General features: G+C 64.4%; 17 protein-coding genes. 12 read left to right on the forward strand and 5 right to left on the reverse strand.

Annotated features, from left to right (window positions below):
* Positions 1-1,029: 1,029 nt before the first annotated feature.
* On the reverse strand, positions 1,030-1,830 hold the full coding sequence (locus tag NLY44_RS30195) for an IclR family transcriptional regulator (RefSeq protein WP_023732358.1): 801 nt from the start codon (positions 1,828-1,830) through the stop codon (positions 1,030-1,032).
* Between the two features lie 235 nt (positions 1,831-2,065).
* On the opposite strand from NLY44_RS30195, the gene NLY44_RS30200 reads away from it, so the two are divergent.
* From NLY44_RS30200 to NLY44_RS30215, 4 genes are read left to right on the forward strand one after another with little or no spacing between them, the layout of a single operon-like run.
* Positions 2,066-3,118, forward strand: coding sequence for an ABC transporter substrate-binding protein (locus tag NLY44_RS30200; protein ID WP_023748647.1), 1,053 nt, complete (start codon positions 2,066-2,068; stop codon positions 3,116-3,118).
* Between the two features lie 27 nt (positions 3,119-3,145).
* Positions 3,146-4,645 (forward strand): sugar ABC transporter ATP-binding protein, encoded by a 1,500-nt coding sequence (locus tag NLY44_RS30205; RefSeq protein WP_198028928.1) that lies wholly within the window; start codon positions 3,146-3,148, stop codon positions 4,643-4,645.
* Positions 4,642-5,607 (forward strand): ABC transporter permease, encoded by a 966-nt coding sequence (locus NLY44_RS30210; RefSeq protein ID WP_023804504.1) that lies wholly within the window; start codon positions 4,642-4,644, stop codon positions 5,605-5,607. Before NLY44_RS30205 ends, NLY44_RS30210 begins: the two co-directional genes overlap by 4 nt.
* Positions 5,604-6,575 (forward strand): ABC transporter permease, encoded by a 972-nt coding sequence (locus NLY44_RS30215; protein ID WP_023748645.1) that lies wholly within the window; start codon positions 5,604-5,606, stop codon positions 6,573-6,575. The genes NLY44_RS30210 and NLY44_RS30215 overlap by 4 nt, the downstream gene beginning before the upstream one ends.
* On the opposite strand, the gene NLY44_RS30220 is transcribed toward NLY44_RS30215, so the two are convergent.
* A complete protein-coding gene (locus NLY44_RS30220; RefSeq protein ID WP_023804503.1) occupies positions 6,549-7,490 on the reverse strand; it encodes an amidohydrolase family protein in 942 nt (313 codons plus the stop codon). The two genes, NLY44_RS30215 and NLY44_RS30220, sit on opposite strands and share 27 nt — an antisense overlap.
* Before the next feature lie 68 nt (positions 7,491-7,558).
* Between NLY44_RS30220 and NLY44_RS30225 the strand changes: the two genes are divergently transcribed.
* From NLY44_RS30225 to NLY44_RS30240, 4 genes are read left to right on the forward strand one after another with little or no spacing between them, the layout of a single operon-like run.
* Complete coding sequence (locus NLY44_RS30225; RefSeq protein WP_031201232.1) at positions 7,559-8,884, forward strand: alanine racemase; 1,326 nt, start codon at positions 7,559-7,561, stop codon at positions 8,882-8,884.
* A gap of 38 nt (positions 8,885-8,922) precedes the next feature.
* Positions 8,923-9,267 (forward strand): RidA family protein, encoded by a 345-nt coding sequence (locus tag NLY44_RS30230; protein WP_023804501.1) that lies wholly within the window; start codon positions 8,923-8,925, stop codon positions 9,265-9,267.
* 2 nt (positions 9,268-9,269) lie between these two features.
* Positions 9,270-10,280: a succinylglutamate desuccinylase/aspartoacylase family protein gene (locus NLY44_RS30235; RefSeq protein WP_023804500.1), complete on the forward strand. Its 1,011-nt coding sequence runs from the start codon at positions 9,270-9,272 to the stop codon at positions 10,278-10,280.
* Between the two features lie 21 nt (positions 10,281-10,301).
* Entirely contained in the window at positions 10,302-11,483 is a 1,182-nt protein-coding gene (locus NLY44_RS30240) for a hypothetical protein (RefSeq protein ID WP_031201229.1), read from the forward strand.
* 75 nt (positions 11,484-11,558) lie between these two features.
* On the opposite strand, the gene NLY44_RS30245 is transcribed toward NLY44_RS30240, so the two are convergent.
* The 3 genes from NLY44_RS30245 to NLY44_RS30255 are packed head-to-tail and all read right to left on the reverse strand — an operon-like array spanning position 11,559 to position 14,723.
* Positions 11,559-12,410 carry a TIGR01459 family HAD-type hydrolase gene (locus NLY44_RS30245; protein ID WP_023804498.1) on the reverse strand — a complete coding sequence of 284 codons (852 nt, stop codon included), beginning with the start codon at positions 12,408-12,410 and terminating at the stop codon, positions 11,559-11,561.
* Positions 12,407-13,696: an FGGY-family carbohydrate kinase gene (locus NLY44_RS30250; RefSeq protein ID WP_031201226.1), complete on the reverse strand. Its 1,290-nt coding sequence runs from the start codon at positions 13,694-13,696 to the stop codon at positions 12,407-12,409. Before NLY44_RS30250 ends, NLY44_RS30245 begins: the two co-directional genes overlap by 4 nt.
* Positions 13,680-14,723, reverse strand: a complete 1,044-nt coding sequence (locus NLY44_RS30255) for a class II aldolase/adducin family protein (RefSeq protein ID WP_023804496.1) — start codon at positions 14,721-14,723, stop codon at positions 13,680-13,682. The genes NLY44_RS30250 and NLY44_RS30255 overlap by 17 nt, the downstream gene beginning before the upstream one ends.
* Positions 14,724-14,914: 191 nt before the next feature.
* Between NLY44_RS30255 and NLY44_RS30260 the strand changes: the two genes are divergently transcribed.
* Genes NLY44_RS30260 through NLY44_RS30275 form a run of 4 tightly spaced genes read left to right on the forward strand, consistent with a single transcriptional unit; the run spans position 14,915 to position 19,603 of the window.
* Entirely contained in the window at positions 14,915-15,697 is a 783-nt protein-coding gene (locus NLY44_RS30260; RefSeq protein ID WP_023686810.1) for a DeoR/GlpR family DNA-binding transcription regulator, read from the forward strand.
* Positions 15,694-17,073, forward strand: coding sequence for an FGGY-family carbohydrate kinase (locus NLY44_RS30265; RefSeq protein ID WP_023686811.1), 1,380 nt, complete (start codon positions 15,694-15,696; stop codon positions 17,071-17,073). The genes NLY44_RS30260 and NLY44_RS30265 overlap by 4 nt, the downstream gene beginning before the upstream one ends.
* A gap of 44 nt (positions 17,074-17,117) precedes the next feature.
* Positions 17,118-18,614: a sugar ABC transporter ATP-binding protein gene (locus NLY44_RS30270; protein ID WP_050587408.1), complete on the forward strand. Its 1,497-nt coding sequence runs from the start codon at positions 17,118-17,120 to the stop codon at positions 18,612-18,614.
* Positions 18,611-19,603, forward strand: coding sequence for an ABC transporter permease subunit (locus NLY44_RS30275; protein WP_023686813.1), 993 nt, complete (start codon positions 18,611-18,613; stop codon positions 19,601-19,603). The genes NLY44_RS30270 and NLY44_RS30275 overlap by 4 nt, the downstream gene beginning before the upstream one ends.
* Positions 19,604-19,647: the final 44 nt, after the last annotated feature.

The following is a 19,647-nucleotide window of genomic DNA, read 5'->3' on the forward strand; positions in this document are numbered from 1 at the left end:
CAAGGTTGCGATCATGAGCAGAAACATTCCGGAAAAGCGGGCCAGGCAGGGTGGCTTGGGGCGACCGGTCCTTGGCGTGCTCTTGGCAGGCCTTGTCTTGGCGCTCGTTGCCTGGGGGATCGCTGAAATCTATGGCGAGCAGGCTAAGACACCGGCGACACAGCAAAACAGCCGGGTTCCCTCGCCAGATACTTACAGCCCAAATCCTGGCCAAACGGACCCTGCAAACTCCAAGGCCGACGATGTGAATGGCGAACCGGTGGACCGAAATCCCAAGCTCGACAAGGATCCCACGCCGCGATCAAGCACTGGCGGGGATCAGCCAGGAACGCCGCCAACTCAACCTGCTTCGCCATAGCGTTCGCACTAGTTGATAAACACAATTCAAACAGATGCGGAAATGTGGAGCGGCGATTTCAGCCAATTTCAAGAGCCGGGTCTGTCAATAATCGCCGGCGCTCTCTGATAGCTGGGGAGCCACGAAAACCTCCGCTGATTCTTACCGCTTGCTGGATGGCACTGGCGGCTCCAGACCGACTGCGCGCTGTGTCACGCCGGCAGACCTTTGCACCTCTGGGCGCTTTTGAACTTGCAAGTCGATGGAATCGGGCAAGCTGGGTGTAGATGATGCAGTCGTCATCTTATCGAGGTCCGGCAGCAACACCATCTTTGCGTAGCGTGGAGGAACCAGATGGCCTCCGAAAACAGCGAATATCCCGCACACGAATAAAGCGAGAAGCAGGGCCGTAAGCACATCTGTGAAAATCTCGACAAATCTCATGTGCTCGCTCCGCGCGTAAGGATCCCGCCGCGCTCTCGACAGTAAGAGCGGCGGGATCCTCAACCGGCGATGAAGGGACTTTGATCGACGGTCTTCTCCTAATGTGGCTTCCGGTTTGCGTGTTCCCTGGTTCGGACCTTATCCACCGACTATGGGACTAAGGTCCCGAACCTAAATGGAACCAATGGGGAAGAGCGGAATCCATGTGCCTTTAAGAGGCTTCAACCAGAGGGCACGACGGCTGATCGTCAGCCTCCCGCCAGAGACAGTCCACGGGCGCGCTCGCGCAGCAAGGCAAGCAGTTCGTCGCGCCGTGGCTCCGGCGTGTCGACGGGTAACACCAGACACAAGGTCCTTTTGATGGCGCCGTGGCCGTCACGGATGGGGGCCGCCATGCACCAGGTGAAACGGTCGGCCAAGGCTGTGGTCTCGCTGAAACCCTGCCGGTGGGCCAAGGCAACATCGGCAAAGAATTCGGCTGGTGCAATGATGCGGCCGTCGGGAAGCTTGTAGTCGCCAGATGGGATGAAGTCCCTCAACTCTTGCTCGTTCATATGGCCGAGGAGCAGCCGTCCGGATGCCGTCCATGGGATCGGCACCTCGACCCCGACATCGCTTGAGATCCGGAACGGGCCCGGCGAATCTCGGCAGTCCAGAACGACGTATTTGTTGCCACGCAGGCCGCATAGCTGGACCGTCTCGCCTGTCTCGGCGGCCAACTTATCCAAGGTCTCGATGATGCGACGGTAATGGGCGTTGTGATGTGAGTAGGCCCAGCCGAACAGATGCATGGCGCGTCCGAAATAGACGTAACCTTCACCGCCGACGTTTTCGAGCATTTCGGCGTCGAGCAGGCTGTTGACGATCTCGTAGGTGGTCGAACGCGGCGCGCCGATCATCTTGGCGATGTCGCCGACGCGCATTGGCGCGCGGTGCCGCAGCAAAGCCTCGAGCAGCATGATGACGCGGTCAATGCCGCGTCGTCGTTCGCCGTTGCGCGGCTCCGCGCCGGCTTCCTTCCCGATCGCATCGTTAGTGCCGTCGCTCATGACCGTCCGCCAAAATCATTTCGGTTCTCGTCTCAAGGCGCTTGAAAGATGTCAAGGCTCGGTCTAGCATCCAATTTGTCCGATATACAGACACATTGTCTGAAATACCAGACAAACTAACGAGCCTGACGCAGACAAATCCCGAGAGGACACACGGTTTCCAAGACCCGGCGACCAACGGGTTTCCTCGCCCTTGTTCTGCACGTCGAGGCCACAACCTCTGAAGGGAACAGTCATGATGAAATCACCGTTTTTCGCATCCGCCAGCGCGCTTTGCCTCGGTCTCGTGCTGAGCTTTGGCGTCGCCTCGCAGGCCAATGCCGCCGCCAACTGCATCAAGGGCGACCGCAAGGCGCCGTACACGATCGGCTGGGCCAACATCTATTCCGTGCCGACCTGGATGAAGCAGACCCAGGGCACGATCGAAGCCGAAGTCGAGACCCTGAAGAAGCAGGGACTGGTCGACAAGCTCGTCGTCACCGACGCTCAGGGCGATGCCAACGTCCAGATCCAGCAGATCCAGTCGATGATCGATTCCGATGTCGACGCCATCATCCTGATCGCCGGTTCGTCGACCGCACCGGCACGCGTTCTGGCCGATGCCTGCGCCAAGGGCATCGCCATCATCAACTTCGACAGCCTCGTCGACACCGACAAGGTCACCGCCAAGGTCAACACCGATTCTTCGCAATGGGGCGACCAGGCCGCCAAGTTCCTGATCGACGCCATCGGCGGCAAGGGCAAGATCCTGATCCTCAATGGCCCCGCCGGGGTTTCGGTCAGCGATGACAGGCGCAAAGGCGCCGACGCTGAGCTCAAGGCCCATCCCGACGTGACGGTGCTTGCCGAGACCAACACGCCCTACAACGTCGCGCCGGCACAGGAAGCCGTCACCAGCCTGCTCTTCGCCAACCCCGAGATCGACGGCATCCTGTCGCTCGGCGGCGCTCTGTCGGCAGGCGCCGTGCTGGCCCTCGACAAGCAGGGCCGTGAACAGGTGCCGATCACCGGTGAGAACGCCCGGCAGTTTTTGGAACTCTGGAAAGAAAAGGGCTTGAAGAGCTGGGCGACGATGCAGCCGAACTGGCTCGGCGCCTTCGCCACCTACACCGCCGTTCAGGCGCTGGAAGGCAAGGATGTGCCGGCTTTCGTCAAGATTCCGCTGCCGGTGATCGACAATTCCAACATCGACGAATACCTCGCCCGGGCCAAGGACTTCCCGGCTGACGGCTACATCTTTTCTCCTTACGATGAGGAGCTGTTCAAGAAGCTGCTGGCTCAGAAATAAGCCTGAAGGGTTGTAGCGTTGACAACCATGGCTCCGCTGCTCGCGGCGCGCGGGGTGTCGAAGTCTTTCTTCGGCAACCCCGTCCTGCGCGACGTTTCAATCGCTCTCCAGCCGGGCCGCGTGCATGCGCTGCTCGGCGAGAACGGCGCCGGAAAGTCGACCTTGATCAACCTTTTGTCCGGCGCCTTGAGACCGGATGGCGGGACGATCGAGGTCGATGGACGCGCGGTCTCACGCATGACGCCGGCTGTTGCGCGGCAGGCCGGCATCGCCGTCGTCCAGCAGGAACTCAGCCTGACGGCCAGTCTTTCCATCGCCGAAAATATTGGTCTCGGCGCCTATCCCAAACGGTTCGGCCTGATCGACTACCGCGAACTCGCTGCGCGGGCGAGGGCCGCATGCGAACTTGTCGGTCTGCACGAGCCGCTGTCGACGCCGGTCGGGAATCTGTCGCTCGGCCGCCGCCAAATGGTGGAGATCGCCAAGGCGCTCTACCGCCGGCCGCGCGTGCTCATTCTCGACGAACCGACATCGTCGCTATCGGCAACCGAAACCAAAATCCTCACCGATCTGCTGCAGCGGTTGCGCGGCGAAGGCATCGCCATTCTCTACATCTCGCACCGACTGAACGAAGTCATGGCGCTATGCCAGCACGTCACCGTGCTGAAGGACGGCACCTGCACGGCCGACCGCACCCTGGAAGGCACCGACGCCGCCGGGTTGGTTCGGCTGATGGTCGGCCGCGATCCCGGTGATCTTTTTCCGCAATGGCAGCCTTCCAGTTTGCCTGCCGACGCTATCTCCGTCCGAAATCTTTCGGCCGGCCTGATGCGCGACGTCGATCTGGATATCAAAACGGGCGAAGTGCTTGGCATTGGCGGTCTGGTCGGGCAAGGGCAGGAAGATCTGCTGCTCGGTCTCTACGGCGCCATTCCGGCACGAACGGCATCGGCGACCGTCAACGGCGCCTCCGGCCTGCCCGGCGGCGTGCCGAATGCCAACGCGCTGGGGTTGGCCTATGTGCCCGCGGATCGCAAGCGCGAGGGCCTGCACCTGATCCATCCCATCATCACCAACATGATGCTGCCCGCCTTTGCCAGGCTGCCGGCGCTGAAGCTGCGCAGCCGCCGCGCAGAGCGCGAGACGGCCAAAAGCCTTGCCGCCCAACTCGGCATCAAGGGTCACCTCGGCCGGGCGGCGCAGGCTCTATCGGGCGGCAACCAGCAGAAGGTGGCGCTGGCGAAATGGATGCCGCACGACCCGCTGGTGCTTCTGCTCAACGATCCGACGCGCGGCGTCGACGTCGAAACAAAACGTGAGATCTACATGATGCTTCGCAATTTCGCCGCCGCCGGCAAGGCGGTCGTGCTGCTCAGTTCCGACACGCCCGAACTGGTGCACCTTTGCGACCGTGTAGCCATCGTCCGCGAAGGCCGCATCGTCGCCATGCTGGCGCGTGGGGCGCTGAGCGAGGAAGCCATCGTCTCCGCCGCGATGGGCGCCGAACAGCGGAAGGTTGCGGCATGAACACATCTTCCTCCGCCCGGCAGACCGATGCGCTCTACTGGCCGGTGCAACTGCGTCGCAATGTCGGCGTGCGCAGCCTGTTTGCCGTCGTCCTGGTGTTTCTCATCGCCTATGGCGTCCTCTTTCCGGGTCTGTTCACGGCGTCCGGCTTCGCCAAATTCACGCAGAGCTGGTTTCCATTGGCTCTGGTCGCCATGGCGCAGGCGATCCTGATGCTCACCGGCGGCATCAGCCTGGCCATCGGCGCGACGGTCAGCTTGGGCGCGGTCATCGCCGCGACGACGATGGCCGGGCCGCTGGGCGTCGCCGGGGGCACTGCCGCGGTGGCGCTGACGGGCCTCGGCATCGGGGCGGCGACCGGCTTCGTCGTGGTACGGCTTCGCCTGCCGGCGATCGTGGTGACGCTTGCCGGGTCCTTCATCATCGGCGGCGCCGCCCTGCTGATCCTGCCGCGGCCCGGCGGCGCAATCCCGGCGTGGCTGTCCGACCTGCTTGCCGGCAACACACCGGCGGCATTCGTGCTGCTGGTGGTCATCATTCTCCTGTGGAAGCTCTATCTCGCCACGCCGCTTGGCTTGAGCCTCTATGCCGCCGGCGAGAATCCGGTCGGCGCCTATCGCTCCGGCGTGCCGGTCGACGGCGCGCGCATTGCAGCCTATGCGATCAGCGGTCTGCTCTCCACCGGCGCCGGCTTGTTCGTCGCCGCACAGACCGGTTCGGGCGACCCGGTCATCGGCGCCGCCTTTACCCTGAACTCGATTGCCGCTGCGGTGCTCGGCGGCATCGGCTTCCTCGGCGGCCAGGGCACGATGCGCGGCGCGCTTGCCGGCAGCCTGCTGCTCAGCCTGATGATCAGCGTCATGTTCTTCCTCGGCTTCACGCCGGTCGCACAATATGTGGCCCAGGGCCTGATCATCATCGGCGCGGTCGCCATCCCGCAATTCCGCAAGGCACAGCAATGACAGCATGGAATGACAGCGCGGGCGGCAAACGCGCCCTGACGGTCCTGCGCAGCCGGCCGTTTCTCACCGTTGCCATCGTTGCCGCGGTCTGGATCGTGGCGAGCTTCGTTTCGCGCGGCTTCGGCGCTTATGGCCATCTGCGCTATCTGGTGGAGCTCGGCGCCGTCATCGGCCTGGTTGCCGCGGGCCAGACTTTTGTGGTGATCGCCGGCGGCATCGACCTTTCCGTCGCGGCCATCGTCACGGTCAGCGCCGTCAGCCTGCCGCTGCTGTCGTGGCAGGTGGATCCGACCGGCATCACCGCCATTCTTGCCGTTCTGGTGCTGACCACGGCAATCGGCCTGGTCAACGGGCTCGGCGTCGCTTTACTGCGCGTCCACCCGATGATCATGACATTGGCCATGGCGACATTCCTGCAGGGTCTGTTGATCATCATCGCCGGCGGCAGCGCCGTGACCGCCGAGAACCCGCTGGTCCACTGGCTCGGCAATGGCCGGCCGGCCGGCATTCCCGCTGGCGTATTGTTGTGGGTGGTCGTCTCGGTGATCGTGCTGACCACGATGCATGCGACATCGCTCGGCGCCCGGATTTTCGCCATGGGCGCCAACCCGCTTGCCGCGGCGCTGTCCGGTGTTCCGGTCACGTCCACAACGCTTGCGGTCTACGGCATCAGCGGCTTCTGCTCGGGACTTGCCGGCGTGCTCGTGTTGGGCATGAACGGACAGGGCTATGTCGGCATCGGCGATCCCTATCTGCTCGCCTCGATTGCCGCCGTGGTCCTCGGTGGCACCTCGATCCTCGGCGGGCTCGGCACCTATGCCGGCACCATCCCCGGCGCCATCCTGCTGGTCACCATCACCGCGCTGATCACCGTCGTCAACGCATCGCCCGGCTGGCGCAGCATCCTGTTCGGCTCGCTGATCCTCGGCCTGCTGCTGCTCTCAGGCCGGGAGCAGGCGCGCCGATGACACATCGTCGAGCCGATAGATGCGCCTTGCGTTGCCGAAGAACAGCGCCGTCTGCTCGTCGGCGGAAAAGTCCGCTGTGATGGTTTTGAAGCCGTCATATATGTCATCGAACGAGGCATGCAGGCCGGCGACCGGAAAGTCGCTGCCGAACATGGCGCGACCGGTGCCGAAACAATCGATGCAATGCAGGACGACGGGCTTCAGGCTGTCGAGCGTCCAGTCATGATCGTAGGCGACCAGATCCGATATTTTGATGGCGACGTTGTCGCATTGCGACAGAAGCCGCAGCCCGTCGCGCCACACCTGCATGCCATCGGCGTCGCGGTCGATCGGGCTACCGCAATGGTTGAGCACGAATTGCTGATCGGGGAAGGCAGCCGCAAGGCGAGCCGCGCCGGCGAGCTGGCTCGGAAACACCATCAGGTCGAAGGCCAGCCGATGCTGGCCAAGCAAGGCAAGCCCGGCACGCCAGGCCGGCTCCTCCATGATGCCGTCACGGGTCGCAAAACGGCGGGCAGGGTCGGGATCCCAGCTCAATATGTCGCGCACGCCGACGACACGCTCGAACGCGGCTTGCGCTTCGATCAGCGCCGGCGCCTGGCGATCGGCGAGCGGCACGTGAACGACATAGCGAGCGGCGACGCCGCGCGATTTGTCGAGTGTTTCAAGCCAGCGCGTTTCTCCGATGCAGTCGCCACTCGCCCAGCCGGCTTCGACATGGATGGTGGCGAGGACTTTATGCCCTATGGCATCGCGCGCATAATCCCCAGGCAGATAGTTCCGCCGCAAGGGGCCAAGCTCGCCCAGGCCGCCGCGCTCGCCGGCCGTGGCGGCGAGCCAGGGATGCCGTCCCAGGCTGAGATCCCAAAGATGATGATGGGCGTCGATGATCGGTCCGGCGTAAGGTTCTGGCACGTATCTCTCTCAGGCTGTGACCGGCGATCGATCTGGCTTCGTTGCGACGGTGAAAGGGTTAGCATCGGATGACTGAAAACTCACCGGTTCCAGCCCTTTCGGTGCACGAAAATTTTCGGCTCGACGACCGCATCCGCGGCGTGCCTCCCGGCACAACCGGGCTTGACAGCAGCCTTGTCGCGGCCGAGCGCTGGCATCCGGCCGATGGACGCATGGCGCTTCCGGTGCTGACCCTCGACGAGGCGGCCTTCTCCGCCAATCGCGACCTGTTCCTGCGCTATGCGCGCGAACACAATGTCGCGATCGCTCCGCATGCCAAGACGCCGATGGCGCCCGACCTTGCCCGGTCGCTGGTCGAGGCCGGCGCATGGGGCACGACGGTCGCCGACATCAGGCAAGCGACAGTGATGCTGAAGGCCGGCTTGACACGGCTGATCATCGCCAATGAGGTTGGCGGAGCCGGCGGCGCCAACCGGCTGGCCGTGCTTGCTGGTGCCTGGCCGGATGCCGAGCTCTATGTCTTTGCCGACTCGGTCGACGCCGTGAACGCGCTTTCCGAGGCTTGGCGCGCCAATGCGGCACTGCCGCCTTTGCATGTGCTGGTCGAACTTGGTGCGGGCAGGGCGGGCGCCCGCACCACCGCGCAAGCCGAGGCCATCGCCGATGCGATCACGGCTGCCGGCGGGCGGCTGCTGATCGCCGGCGTTGCGACCTATGAAGGGGCGGCGGCGCAACCCGAGCCCGGTCGCACCGATGAGGTGATATCCGGCCTGCTGGCAATGACCGCCGACATGTTCCTGCGGCTGCGTGCCCGCGTCGGCGGCGACGCACCGCTGATCGTCACAGCCGGCGGCTCCGCCTTCTTCGACCAGGTGGTCGCGGCGCTTGCACCCCTCGTTTCCAGCGACGGCAACGCAACGCTGGTGCTGCGCAGCGGCGCCATCTTCTTCCACGACCACGGCACCTATGACCGTTCGCTCGGCGCCCTCGATACCCGCAAGGGTTTTGCCATAGGCGGCATCAGCGCTTCGGCGCGGCATTCCTTTCGCCCTGCGCTACGCCTTTGGGCCGAAGTGCTGTCGCGTCCGGAGCCGGGCCTTGTCATCTGCGGCATGGGCATGCGCGACGTGTCGTTCGACCAGGGCTTTCCAACGCCGCTCACCGTCTTTCGTGCCTGCAAGCCGCTGCCGATGCCGGCGGCGCGCGCCGAGGTGGTCAAGCTCAACGACCAGCATTCCTTCCTGTCGATTGCGCCGAGCGACGACATCGCCGTCGGCGACGTCGTCGAATTCGGCATCTCGCATCCCTGCACCTGCCTCGACCGTTATCGCGTGATCTTCGGCGTCGACGCGACCGGCCACGTCCGCCACGCTTTCCCCACCTGGTTCGGCTGACCAGATCCCCCAAAAAGAGAACCTCGAAAGGATCCGATATGATCAAGTATTTTCAGTCCGGCTCGCGCATGTCGCAGGCAGTCGTCTATGGCGGCCTCGTTCACATAGCCGGCCAGGTGGCCAACGATCGCAAGGCCGGCATCGAAGGCCAGACCAGCGACGTGCTGGCCAAAGTCGAGGCGCTGCTGGTCGAGGCCGGCAGCAGCAAGTCGAAGCTGGTGGCGGTCAACATCTTCCTGCCGCAGATCGGTGATTTCGAGGCCATGAACAGCATCTACGATGCCTGGGTCGATCCTGCCCGCCTGCCGGCGCGGGCCTGCGTCGAGGCGCGGCTTGCCGACCCTGATCTGCGCATCGAAATCACCGCCGTCGCGGCGGTCTGACCATGCACACCGGCCTCGCCCACACGCTCGATTTCGACCGCCACGGCAAGACGCTCAGCCATCTAAGCATTCCGTTCTCGATCGATCGCTCGCCCTACTTTCAGGTCAAGGTGCCGATCTGCCTCATCCGCAATGGCGACGGCCCGTCACTGCTTTTGATGGCCGGCAATCACGGCGACGAATATGAGGGCGAGCTGTCGCTGGCAAAACTGGCGCGCCGGCTCGATCCGAAGCGGATCAAGGGCCGCATCACCATCATGCCGATGGCCAACGCCCCTGCGGTGATGGCCGCCAAGCGCTGCTCGCCGCTCGACGGCGGCAATCTCAACCGGGCGTTTCCCGGCGATCCCTCGGGAACGCCGACAAGCCGGCTCGCCAATTTCCTTGAGACGGAGCTGTTTCCTCGTCACGACGTCGTCTTCGATATCCATTCGGGCGGCACGTCGATGGAGCATCTGCCGACCGCGCTGGTCGAACGCAACGCCGATCCCGAGCGCCACCGGCGTGGCGTCGAGCTGATGCGCACGCTCGGCATGCCCTACGGCTTTATCGCTGACAACGGCCAGGCCTCGCCGACCTCGATGGGCGCAGCGCGCCGCGCCGGCGCCATCGGCGTCAGCGGTGAGTTCGGCGGCGGTGGCACCGCAACGGTCGATTCGATGGCGATCACGGCCCGCGCGCTCGACCGTCTGATGATAGCAATGGGTGTGGTCGACGCGCCGGTTCTTGGCGCGGGCGAAAAGCCTTCGGCGCCGACAAGGCTGCTGTCCCTGTCCAGGCACAGCCAGGGCCTCTATGCCACCCGCCGCGGCTGGTTCGAGCCCGCCGCCAGGCTCGGCGACAGTGTCACTTCAGGACAATTGGCCGGCTGGTACCACGATCTCGAGCGGCTCGATGTTGCCGAGGAGGCCCTGCATTTCGCCGAAAGCGGCCTGGTGCTGTCGCGCCGGCTGCACACGATGTGTGAGGCGGGCGACTGCCTAATGCAGGTCGCAGAGCCGGTCGACGGCTGAGCCAAAGGCAGAGGATATTCCATGCAGCAACTGTCCATGTGGACCTATCCCTGGGACATCCAGGATCTCGGCCTGGAGACGGTCGAACGTGATCTTGTCGAGCGCGCCGGGCTCAACATGATCAGCCTGGCGACATCCTATCATGCCGGGCGCTTCCTGCAGCCGCGCAGTCCGCGCCGCAAGGCCTATTTCCCTGAGGACGGCACCATCTATTTCAAGCCGACCGCAGCGCGCTGGGGAAGTCTAGCCATCCAGCCCAAGGTGGCTGACGTGATCACCGAGGGCGGCGACGTGCTCGGTCAGCTCATCCGCCGTCGCGACGCGGGCGGACTAGGCGTTTCGTGCTGGACGGTCTGCCTGCACAACACCCGCCTGGGCATGCTGCATCCGCAGGCCGTCACCCGCAACGCCTTCGGCGATGCCAATTACTACAATCTCTGCCCGTCCCATCCCGATGCGCGCGCCTATGTCCGCGCGCTGATCGCCGACATCTCGCACAGCTACCGGCCGGACCGCATAGAACTTGAAAGCCCGTCCTTCATGGGCTTTGCCCATGAATACCATCACGAGAAGGACGGTGTCGGGCTGACGCTGGAAGACGATTTTCTTTTGTCTCTGTGCTTCTGTCCGTCCTGCGTCTCCCGTGCGGCAAAAGCCGGCATCGATGCCGAGGCGGCGAGCAAGCTCACCAGGCAATGGATCGTCGAGACCTGCGAGCGTGCGGTGCCTGAGTGGCGCTTTCCCAATTTTCCCGCCTGCGGGCTCGACGCCTTTGCCCCATGGCCGGAACTCCATGCCTATCTCTTGTGGCGATTCGAGCCAGTGACCAGCCTGGTCGCCGAACTGCGCGAGGTAGCCGATCCCACGACGCGGGTCGTTATTATCGATCTGAAAGACGGCTGGCTTGGCGGTTGCGATCTGGCAGCGCTGGGCAAGGTCTGCGACGGGGCGATCCTGTGCGCCTACGACATGCAGGCCGGCGATGTCGCCAGCCTGATGGCGGCCGGCCGTGCGGCACTGGGCGCGGACAAATTCCTCGGCGCCGGCTACCGGCTGTTCTATCCGGAAATGGCCCGCCCCGACATCCTGGCGGCCAAGGTGAAGCCGGCGCTGGCGCCCGGTGTTGACGGCATCAATTTCTACAATTACGGCCTCATTCCAGCCGCGCGGCTCGACTGGATCGGCGCTGTTCGGCGGTCTTGAGCCAGCCGGCCAATGCTCGTCGGCCACGAGGCGTTGAGGCCGGATTCGCGCGCGAGCGCTGCCAGGTGACTCAAATCAGCGAAACCTGAAGCGATCCATGGTGTAATCCGGGTAGGCGTCCATCGTGTCGAACAGATCGAACAGGTCAGGGGTCTCCGCCAATATTCCTGACAGAACCAGCACCGTGGCCACGCCGGCAGCAAGTCCGCCAGCGATGTCGTGTTCGACACTGTCGCCGACGCAGACCACAGTGCTGCGGTCTGGATTGCCTGCCAGCGCTAGCGCGGCGCCGAATATGGCGGGGTAAGGCTTGCCGATACGCGTGACGCTACCACCGAGGTCCTCGTAGAGATCCGCCAGCCGGCCGGCGCCGAAGCGCGGCCCCACTGCCGTCAGCATGATCTTGTCAGGGTTGGTGCAGAAGCATGGCACCTGCCGCACCGCAGCCGGCGCAAGAAGCCGGCGATAGTGCTCGAGATCGTAGCGGTCGCCCTCGCTGGCCGAGATCAGCACCAGCTCGGCATCGTCACCGTCCTTGGTCAATGCGAAGGGCAGACCTTCAATCGCCGAGCGGTCATCGTCGCGGCTTATCAACAGGCATTTCGTGTTTGGCAGTAGCTTTCCGGATACCGCCATGTCGTGGAAGAACTCCCACGCGACCTCGCCGGAAGAAACAAAATGGTCCCAGCTTCCCGGTTCGAAGCCGAGCTTTAGCAGCCGGCTCTCGTTGGGCCCCGCCCGCTTGCCGGAGTTCGAGATCAGCACAATGGTCTTGCCGGCGCGCTTCAGCGTCGACAGTGCTTCCACCGCCCCTGGATAGGGGCTGGCACCGTCATGCAGCACGCCGAACTGATCGAGCAGGAAAACATCATAGCGCTCGGCCAGCTGGTTGACGCCGTTGAGGTGTTCGACTGTTTTCGCGCTCATAGAAGCCCCGCCGCGCTTGCGCCCGTCAGCGCCAGTCGCGCCGTGCCGGCGGCGGCTTCGTCCGAAAGTGCCGGCAGGAAATCAACACCAAGTCTGCGCCGCCGGATCGCCGTCCAGGCGGCATTCGCCGCACCGCCGCCGACGCTTCTGACCGACGTCAGCCGCGGCGCGCCGAGCTCGGCGAGCCTGTCATAACCGAGCGCCTCGATCGCGGCGATACCCTCCAACATGGCTTTCAGATAGTCGGCGTCCTCCACCGGTCGGGGCACAAGACGCGGCGGCAGTGCCGGATCGGCGATCGGAAAGCGTTCGCCTGCAGTGGCAAGAGGATAGTAGTCGAGGCCGGTCTCGGTCATCGGGTCGATCGCCATGCTCAGCTCGACGATGCGCGCCAGAGGGAAATGCTGTGTCAGCACCTTGCCGCCGGAGTTCGATGCGCCGCCCGCCAGCCAGACATCTCCAAGCCGATGGCTGTAGATGCCGAAGCGTGGCGCCGAGATAGGCCGGTCGGACAGGATCTTGACGGTCAACGACGACCCCAGCGCGGTGACGCCGTCGCCTATTGCCGCGGCACCTGTCGCCAGGAACGAGGCGCAGCCATCGGTCGTTCCGGCGACGACGGCGATTTCGCGCGGTAAGCCGAACACATCCGCGGCATCCGCGGTGAGCTTGCCGACGACATCGCCCGGCCTGGCGACACCGGGCAGCAACTCCATGCGCATTTCGGTGGCCGCAATCCAGTCCGGCCAGCAGCGGGCCGTGGCGTCGTAACCGGTTTTCAAGGCATTGTTCTCGTCGCTAACATCGAAGCGACCGGAGAATTGTCCCGCGATCCAGTCCGCCTGATGCAGCACCGCGGCAACACCGGGCGTGCGCTGGAACCAGAGCGCCTTGGCAAGACCGGACGTTGCCCCAAGTGCGGCACTGGTCGCTGGGGCTTCGCGAGCGATCGCGACCAGAATGGCGTTGTCGGCGACCGTATCGTTGTACATCAACGGCTCGGCCAGCGGCCGCCCGGCGCCGTCGACCGGCAGCAACGTACCTGAAGTGCCGTCAACAGCGATCGATCGGACCACTGTTCGGTCGATGCCCGAAAGCAGTTCCGCCAGCGCTGCGCCGACCGCTGACCACCACACTGCAGGGTCGCGGGCATTCCGGCCAAACAACTCGAGCGAAACGGCGGAACGCGCGGCAATGGAAAAATCCGGACGCATGGCGACCGCGCGCGCGCCGGACGTGCCGATGTCGATGCCTATGGCAAGCGGCGTGTCAGCGGCTGGCGGCATTGAGTTTCTGGCGATACTTCTCGGCGTCCCAGTTGACCAGTTCATCGTTCTCGGCGGCGGTGAGGTAGTTCAGCCGCGCTGCAATGTCGATGCGTGCCGTCACGTCGGCAAGGCAGCGTTGCATGGCGTCGGCGCCCGCACTGGCATCGCCGCGCATCAGCACGCCCAGCCCGGGAAACAGGATCGCCACGGGGTTTGCACCGCACCGCTCGATGACGCGCGGCACATCCTCACCGGGGTTTGCCACCACCGACCCCCGACCCAGAAAGATGACGTGATCGGGGTAGAGGCTGCCCCCGGACGCCATGCGGCGGCTTTCGGGATCGATGGCGACGGCGTGCGCCTCGATTTCCGCCGGCAGCCTGTAACCGGTTTTCCCGGCCAGCGCCGCCAATCCCGCAACATCCGGTTCCGCCACTTGGCGCGCCGGCCGCGCCAGAAGCAGCGTGACGCGGCGCAGCAGCACTTCGGCCTCGGCGACGGTATCGGCCGCGACGACCAGCCCGTGATTGGCAAGGATCAGCACGTCGACCCCAGCCTGAAGCCGCTCGGCAATACCCTGGGCAAGCGGCAGGCCTGGCCGGAAATAAGGAACATACGCCCATTTGAGACCATCAAGGCGTCTGGCGGCTTCCACCTCGCAATTGGCCTGTACCGCCAGCGAAATGGTTTCGACGCAATGGACATGCAGGACGACGCGCTGCGGCATCAGCGCGTGAACGGTGGTTTCAATCGAAGGGCGCAGGCGCCGGGCGTTGAGCGTCTCGATGGCGAAGATCTGCGGCTGGTCGGCGGCGCTGTCGCGCTGTTCGACAGCCCTGAGCAGCGGCGCCATCGCCACCGGGACCATGATGTCTTCGGAGAGCGCATCCTTCAGCCATGTGCCGGAAGCCTTGATCCACAGCGTGTCGCCGGCTTTCAGCGAGGTGTTGCCGCCGGCGGCCTGGGTCAGATTTGGATTGCGCCCGATGCTGGCCGAAAGCGCCCGCAAAGCAGCCATTTCCTGCGCATCCGCATAGCTCGCCATGGCGCATTTCCTCTATCAGCTCCGTCAGCCTCGCAGCTTCGGATACCCGTCGTGGGATGTTGATGTGTATCGCAGATGCGAGCGACTTACGTCAATAGTGATCTAATGTCATCAAGGTTCTTGCAATCGGAAAGATGTTGAGTAAGTTACGTCAAATGCCGTGGCAAAAACGGCTCCTGGGAGGAAAACGATTGAGCGACTCCGGCCGCCAGCGTCAGATCGTCGAGTTGCTGCGGGATCGCCCCTTCGCGTCGGTGCGCGAACTGCAGGAGCAGCTCGGCGTGTCGGCGGCGACGGTGCGGCGCGACATCGACAAGATCGACGAGGCCGGTGAAGCACGGAAGGTCTATGGTGGCATCTCGGCGCTCGACGGCGCTTCACAGGCGGGTGTTGCCTATGCCAGGCCCTATGACGAGAACCGCGACCTCGCGGTCGAGGCCAAGCGGCAGATCGCCGCTCTCGCGGCCACGATGGTGCGCGACGGCGATGCGGTCATCGTGCATGGCGGTTCGACCTGCTTCCACCTTGGGGTCAAGCTGGCTGAGCGCAGCATCCGTCTCTATACCAATTCGATGCCGCTCGCGGCCTATCTGAGCGACCACGGCCATTGCAGCCTGACCGTTGCCGGCGGCGATCTGCATCGTGAGCCGGGCATCATCCATTCACCGACCCAGGCGGAGCCGTTCTACGCATCGAAGTTCTTTCTCGGCGCGCAAGGCCTTGGCCAGGAGGGCGTGCTGGAATCGCACCCGCTGCTGGTCCGCTCCATCGCCGATCTCAGCCTGTGTGCCGACCAGATCGTGGTGCTGGCCGACAGCCGCAAACTGTCGATCCACGCCCGTAACATCGCGCTGCCCTTGTCGCGCATCGGCACGCTGGTGACCGATGACGGCCTGTCCGACGTCGACGCGCGCATGCTGGAAGACGCGGGCGTCATGGTGCGCGTCGCCTCGGCTTCGGGAGCCATCCAGTGAAGATGGCCGTCCTCGATTTCGGCAAGACCAATTCGAAGCTGTTCGTCTTCGCTCAGGACGGGCGCATCGTCGACGAGCGCCGGACCCGGCCGAACTGGATGCGCAAAGATGGCTTCAGCGTGCTTGATGAGGCAGCACTTCACGATTGGGCGGTTCGCGCCGTAAGCGAGGCCGCCGACATCCATGGCGTAGAGGGCGTGATGGTGTCGGGCCATGGCTGCACCTTTGCCCTGGTCGACGAGGCGGCGCTGACGCATCCGATACTCGATTACGAGCAAGAGCCGCCGGCTGATATTGCCGCGCAAATTGATCGCCTCGTTCCGGATTTCACCGAGACCTTCTCGCCGCGATTGCCGCTCGGCTTCAACTACGGTCGCCACATGCTGTGGCTACAGGCGGTGCAACCCGGTGCATTCACGGCCGCGAAATTGATCCTCGGCTATCCACAATACTGGAGCTGGCGGTTTGGCGGCCGGGCGGTCTCGGAAGTGTCCTATCTCGGCTGCCACTCGCATTTATGGGCGCCGCGCAAGCGCGACTTCAGTTCGCTGGTCGACATTGAGGGCTGGCGCGACCGGATGCCCGCTTTCGAGCGGGCGGGCTCGGTTGTCGGCGAGCAACGCCTCGGCGATACGAAGCGGCGGATCGCCATCCACAATGGTGTCCATGACAGCAATGCCGCGCTCCATGCCTATCGCCGGCAGGAGCTTGGCCCGGTCACCGTCGTCTCGACCGGCACCTGGGTCGTCGTGCTTAATCCGGATTGCCTGCTCGACGCGCTCGATGGCCAGCGCGACATGCTGGTCAATGTCGATGTCGACGGCGGCCCTGTGCCGACCATCCGCTTTATGGGCGGGCGCGAATTCGCCACGATCAGCGACGGCTGGCAAGGCGCGATCGCGCCGGCGACAGTGCAGCGGGTGATCAACGCCGGCAGCATGGCGCTGCCGAGCTTCGCGCCGGGCGGCCCAATGCCCGGCCGCGCCGGCAAATTGGTCGGCCGCATGCCAAGCGCCGAGGAACGCGCAGCCGTGGCGCTGCTCTACGTCGCGCTGATGGTCGACCTCTGCCTCGACCAGATCCATTCGGATAACACCGTGATCGTCGATGGCGGACTGAACGCTGGCGGCCTGCTCGCCGGGCTAGTGGCGCAACTGCGTCCCAGCCAGGCCTTCCTGCAAGGGGCCACACTGGAGGGCAGCGCCACCGGGGCGGCGGCGCTGGCCTTCGAGACCGTCGGCCGCGAATTTGCCGCGGAAGTGCCGGAGCCCGTGCGTGCCGCAAGCTTCACCGGACTTGCCCGATATCGCGACACATGGCGTGGCCTCATCGGCGAGCAGGGCATCCCCCGCGCGGCAGCGGGAGGCGCACGGTGATCGTCGCTGCTCAGGCCGAAGTCACGCGCCGGCCAGTGCTGGAAATGCGGCACATCTCGAAGACGTTCGGGCCAGTCCGCGCCTTGCAGGACGTGTCGCTGACCGTCCATGCGGGCGAAGTCCATGCGCTGATGGGTGAAAACGGTGCCGGCAAGTCGACTTTGATGAAGGTGCTGTCCGGCGCCTATCGGCCTGATGCCGGCGGCGAGATACTGATTGACGGCGTGCCGGTCGCCACCGGCGACCCGATCAAGGCGCGGGCTCACGGCATTGCGGTTATCTACCAGGAACTGTCGCTGGCGCCCAACCTGACGGTCGCGCAGAACATCTTCCTCGGCAATGAGCCGAGGCGTTTCGGCATCGTCGACCGCGACCAATGCTACCGGCGCAGCAATGAGATCATCAAGCGTCTCGGCGTGTCCTTCTCCGCACGGGCCCAGGTTTCCAGCCTGTCGCTCGGCGAGCGTCAGCTGGTCGAAATCGCCCGCGCGCTTTCGACCAGCGCGCGCATCATCGTCATGGACGAGCCAACCACCTCGCTGACCTCGCGCGAGACCGACCGTCTGTTCGAGGTCATCGCGACGCTGAAGTCGCAAGGCATCGCCATCATCTACATCAGCCACCGCATGGAAGAGGTCTACCAGTTGGCCGACCGTGTCAGCGTGCTGCGCGACAGCGGCTATGTCGGCACACTCGAGCGCGCCGAGCTGAACGCCTCGCGCCTCGTCTCGATGATGGTTGGCCGCGACCTGTCGGCTTTTTACAGGAAGGATCATCGCCCGCCGGACAGCAAGCGCGCGGTCGCCTTGTCGGTGCGCGGCATGGCAGACGGCAATCTCCTGAAGAACTGCTCCTTCGAACTGTACAAGGGCGAGGTGCTGGCTCTGGCTGGCCTTGTCGGCTCGGGCCGCACCGAACTCGCGCGACTGATCTTCGGTGCCGACAGACGCATCGCCGGCACGCTGGAACTCGACGGCAAGCCAGTAACCATCGGCTCGCCAAGCGAGGCACTGAATGCCGGCATCGCCTATCTCACCGAAGACCGCAAGGAACTCGGCCTGTTTCTCGACATGTCGATATCCGACAACATCAGCATGGGCGTGCTGGCTAGGGATGCGCGGCCCGGCGGCTTGCGCGATTTCAAAGCCGCCGAGAGACGTGCTGCCACGGCCGTTTCGGATCTCTCCATCCGCACCAGGTCGGTACAGGCTAATGCGGGTTCGCTGTCGGGCGGCAACCAGCAGAAAGTGTTGCTTGCCCGCCTGCTCGAGACCGAGCCGCAAGTGGTCATCCTGGATGAACCGACGCGCGGCGTCGATGTCGGAGCGAAGTCGGAAATCTACCGGCTGATCGACAATCTCGCCAAAAAGGGCATCGCCATCCTGATGATCTCCAGCGAACTGCCGGAGGTGATCGGCGTTGCCGACCGCGTGCTGGTAATGCGCGACGGCACGATTGCCGGCGAGGTTACGGCGTCCAAAGACCAGCCGCTGCGCCAGGAAGCAATCATGGAACTTGCAACGGGAGCGGCTAAGGGATGACCGACAAGGCGACCGAGATCAGTGGCCAGGTTGTCGGCAGGAGCCGGCGGTTGCGCACCGCCTTCGCCGCCCTTGGTATGCTGCCGATCCTGATCCTGCTGGCGGTCGGCTTTCAGTTGATGAACGCGCGCTTCTTCACCCAGACCAATTTGCTGATCGTCATGCAGCAATCGTCGATCAACATTGTGCTGGCAGCGGGCATGACCTTCGTCATCCTGACCGGCGGGATCGACCTGTCCGTCGGCTCGATACTTGCCGCCTCGGCGATGGTGGCGGTGATGGTGTCGCTGGTGCCTGATTGGGGACTGCTGGGCGTGCCGGCGGCCATTCTCGTCGGCCTCGGCTTCGGCGTCATCAACGGGCTGCTGATCGCCTATATCAGACTGCCGCCCTTCATCGTCACGCTGGGGTCGCTGACCGCTGTGCGCGGCGTCGCCCGCCTGCTCGGCCAGGACACCACGGTGTTCAACTCGGACCTGCCGTTCGACTTCATCGGCAACGGTTCGCTGTTAGGCATTCCGTGGCTGGTCATCATCGCCTTGTCGGTCGTGGTGCTGTCCTGGCTGGTGCTCAAGCGCACCGTGCTCGGCACCTGGATCTATGCCGTTGGCGGCAATGCCGAAGCGGCGCGGCTGACCGGCATCAAGGTGCCGCTGGTGCTGCTCTTTGTCTATGGCGTTTCCGGCCTGCTGGCCGGCCTTGGCGGCGCCATGTCAGCGGCCCGGCTCTATGCGGCCAACGGGCTGCAGCTTGGGCAGTCTTACGAACTCGACGCCATTGCTGCGGTCATTCTCGGCGGCACCAGCTTCGTCGGCGGCGTCGGCTCGATCTGGGGTACGCTGATCGGTGGCCTGATCATAGCGGTGCTCTCCAACGGGCTTATCTTGGCCGGTGTCTCGGACATCTGGCAGTACATCATCAAGGGATTGGTCATCATCGTGGCAGTCGCCCTCGACCGCTACAGGCTCCAGGCAGGAGCGAGAACGTGATTGACCTTGGTCGCCGGCGTAAACGACCGGTTTGTGTAACGCAC

The organism is Mesorhizobium sp. C089B (assembly GCF_030323125.1).
Classification (GTDB): Bacteria; Pseudomonadota; Alphaproteobacteria; order Rhizobiales; family Rhizobiaceae; genus Mesorhizobium.

What these genes read in the sequence shown, in the direction of transcription:
- NLY44_RS30195 (WP_023732358.1), bottom strand. Translation starts at nt 1,830, where the DNA reads ATGAGCGACGGCACTAACGATGCGATCGGGAAGGAAGCCGGCGCGGAG.
- NLY44_RS30255 (WP_023804496.1), bottom strand. Translation starts at nt 14,723, where the DNA reads ATGGCGAGCTATGCGGATGCGCAGGAAATGGCTGCTTTGCGGGCGCTT.
- NLY44_RS30225 (WP_031201232.1), top strand. Translation starts at nt 7,559, where the DNA reads ATGACTGAAAACTCACCGGTTCCAGCCCTTTCGGTGCACGAAAATTTT.
- NLY44_RS30240 (WP_031201229.1), top strand. Translation starts at nt 10,302, where the DNA reads ATGCAGCAACTGTCCATGTGGACCTATCCCTGGGACATCCAGGATCTC.
- NLY44_RS30250 (WP_031201226.1), bottom strand. Translation starts at nt 13,696, where the DNA reads ATGCCGCCAGCCGCTGACACGCCGCTTGCCATAGGCATCGACATCGGC.
- NLY44_RS30245 (WP_023804498.1), bottom strand. Translation starts at nt 12,410, where the DNA reads ATGAGCGCGAAAACAGTCGAACACCTCAACGGCGTCAACCAGCTGGCC.
- NLY44_RS30200 (WP_023748647.1), top strand. Translation starts at nt 2,066, where the DNA reads ATGATGAAATCACCGTTTTTCGCATCCGCCAGCGCGCTTTGCCTCGGT.
- NLY44_RS30275 (WP_023686813.1), top strand. Translation starts at nt 18,611, where the DNA reads ATGACCGACAAGGCGACCGAGATCAGTGGCCAGGTTGTCGGCAGGAGC.
- NLY44_RS30215 (WP_023748645.1), top strand. Translation starts at nt 5,604, where the DNA reads ATGACAGCATGGAATGACAGCGCGGGCGGCAAACGCGCCCTGACGGTC.
- NLY44_RS30270 (WP_050587408.1), top strand. Translation starts at nt 17,118, where the DNA reads ATGCGGCACATCTCGAAGACGTTCGGGCCAGTCCGCGCCTTGCAGGAC.
- NLY44_RS30230 (WP_023804501.1), top strand. Translation starts at nt 8,923, where the DNA reads ATGATCAAGTATTTTCAGTCCGGCTCGCGCATGTCGCAGGCAGTCGTC.
- NLY44_RS30205 (WP_198028928.1), top strand. Translation starts at nt 3,146, where the DNA reads ATGGCTCCGCTGCTCGCGGCGCGCGGGGTGTCGAAGTCTTTCTTCGGC.
- NLY44_RS30235 (WP_023804500.1), top strand. Translation starts at nt 9,270, where the DNA reads ATGCACACCGGCCTCGCCCACACGCTCGATTTCGACCGCCACGGCAAG.
- NLY44_RS30210 (WP_023804504.1), top strand. Translation starts at nt 4,642, where the DNA reads ATGAACACATCTTCCTCCGCCCGGCAGACCGATGCGCTCTACTGGCCG.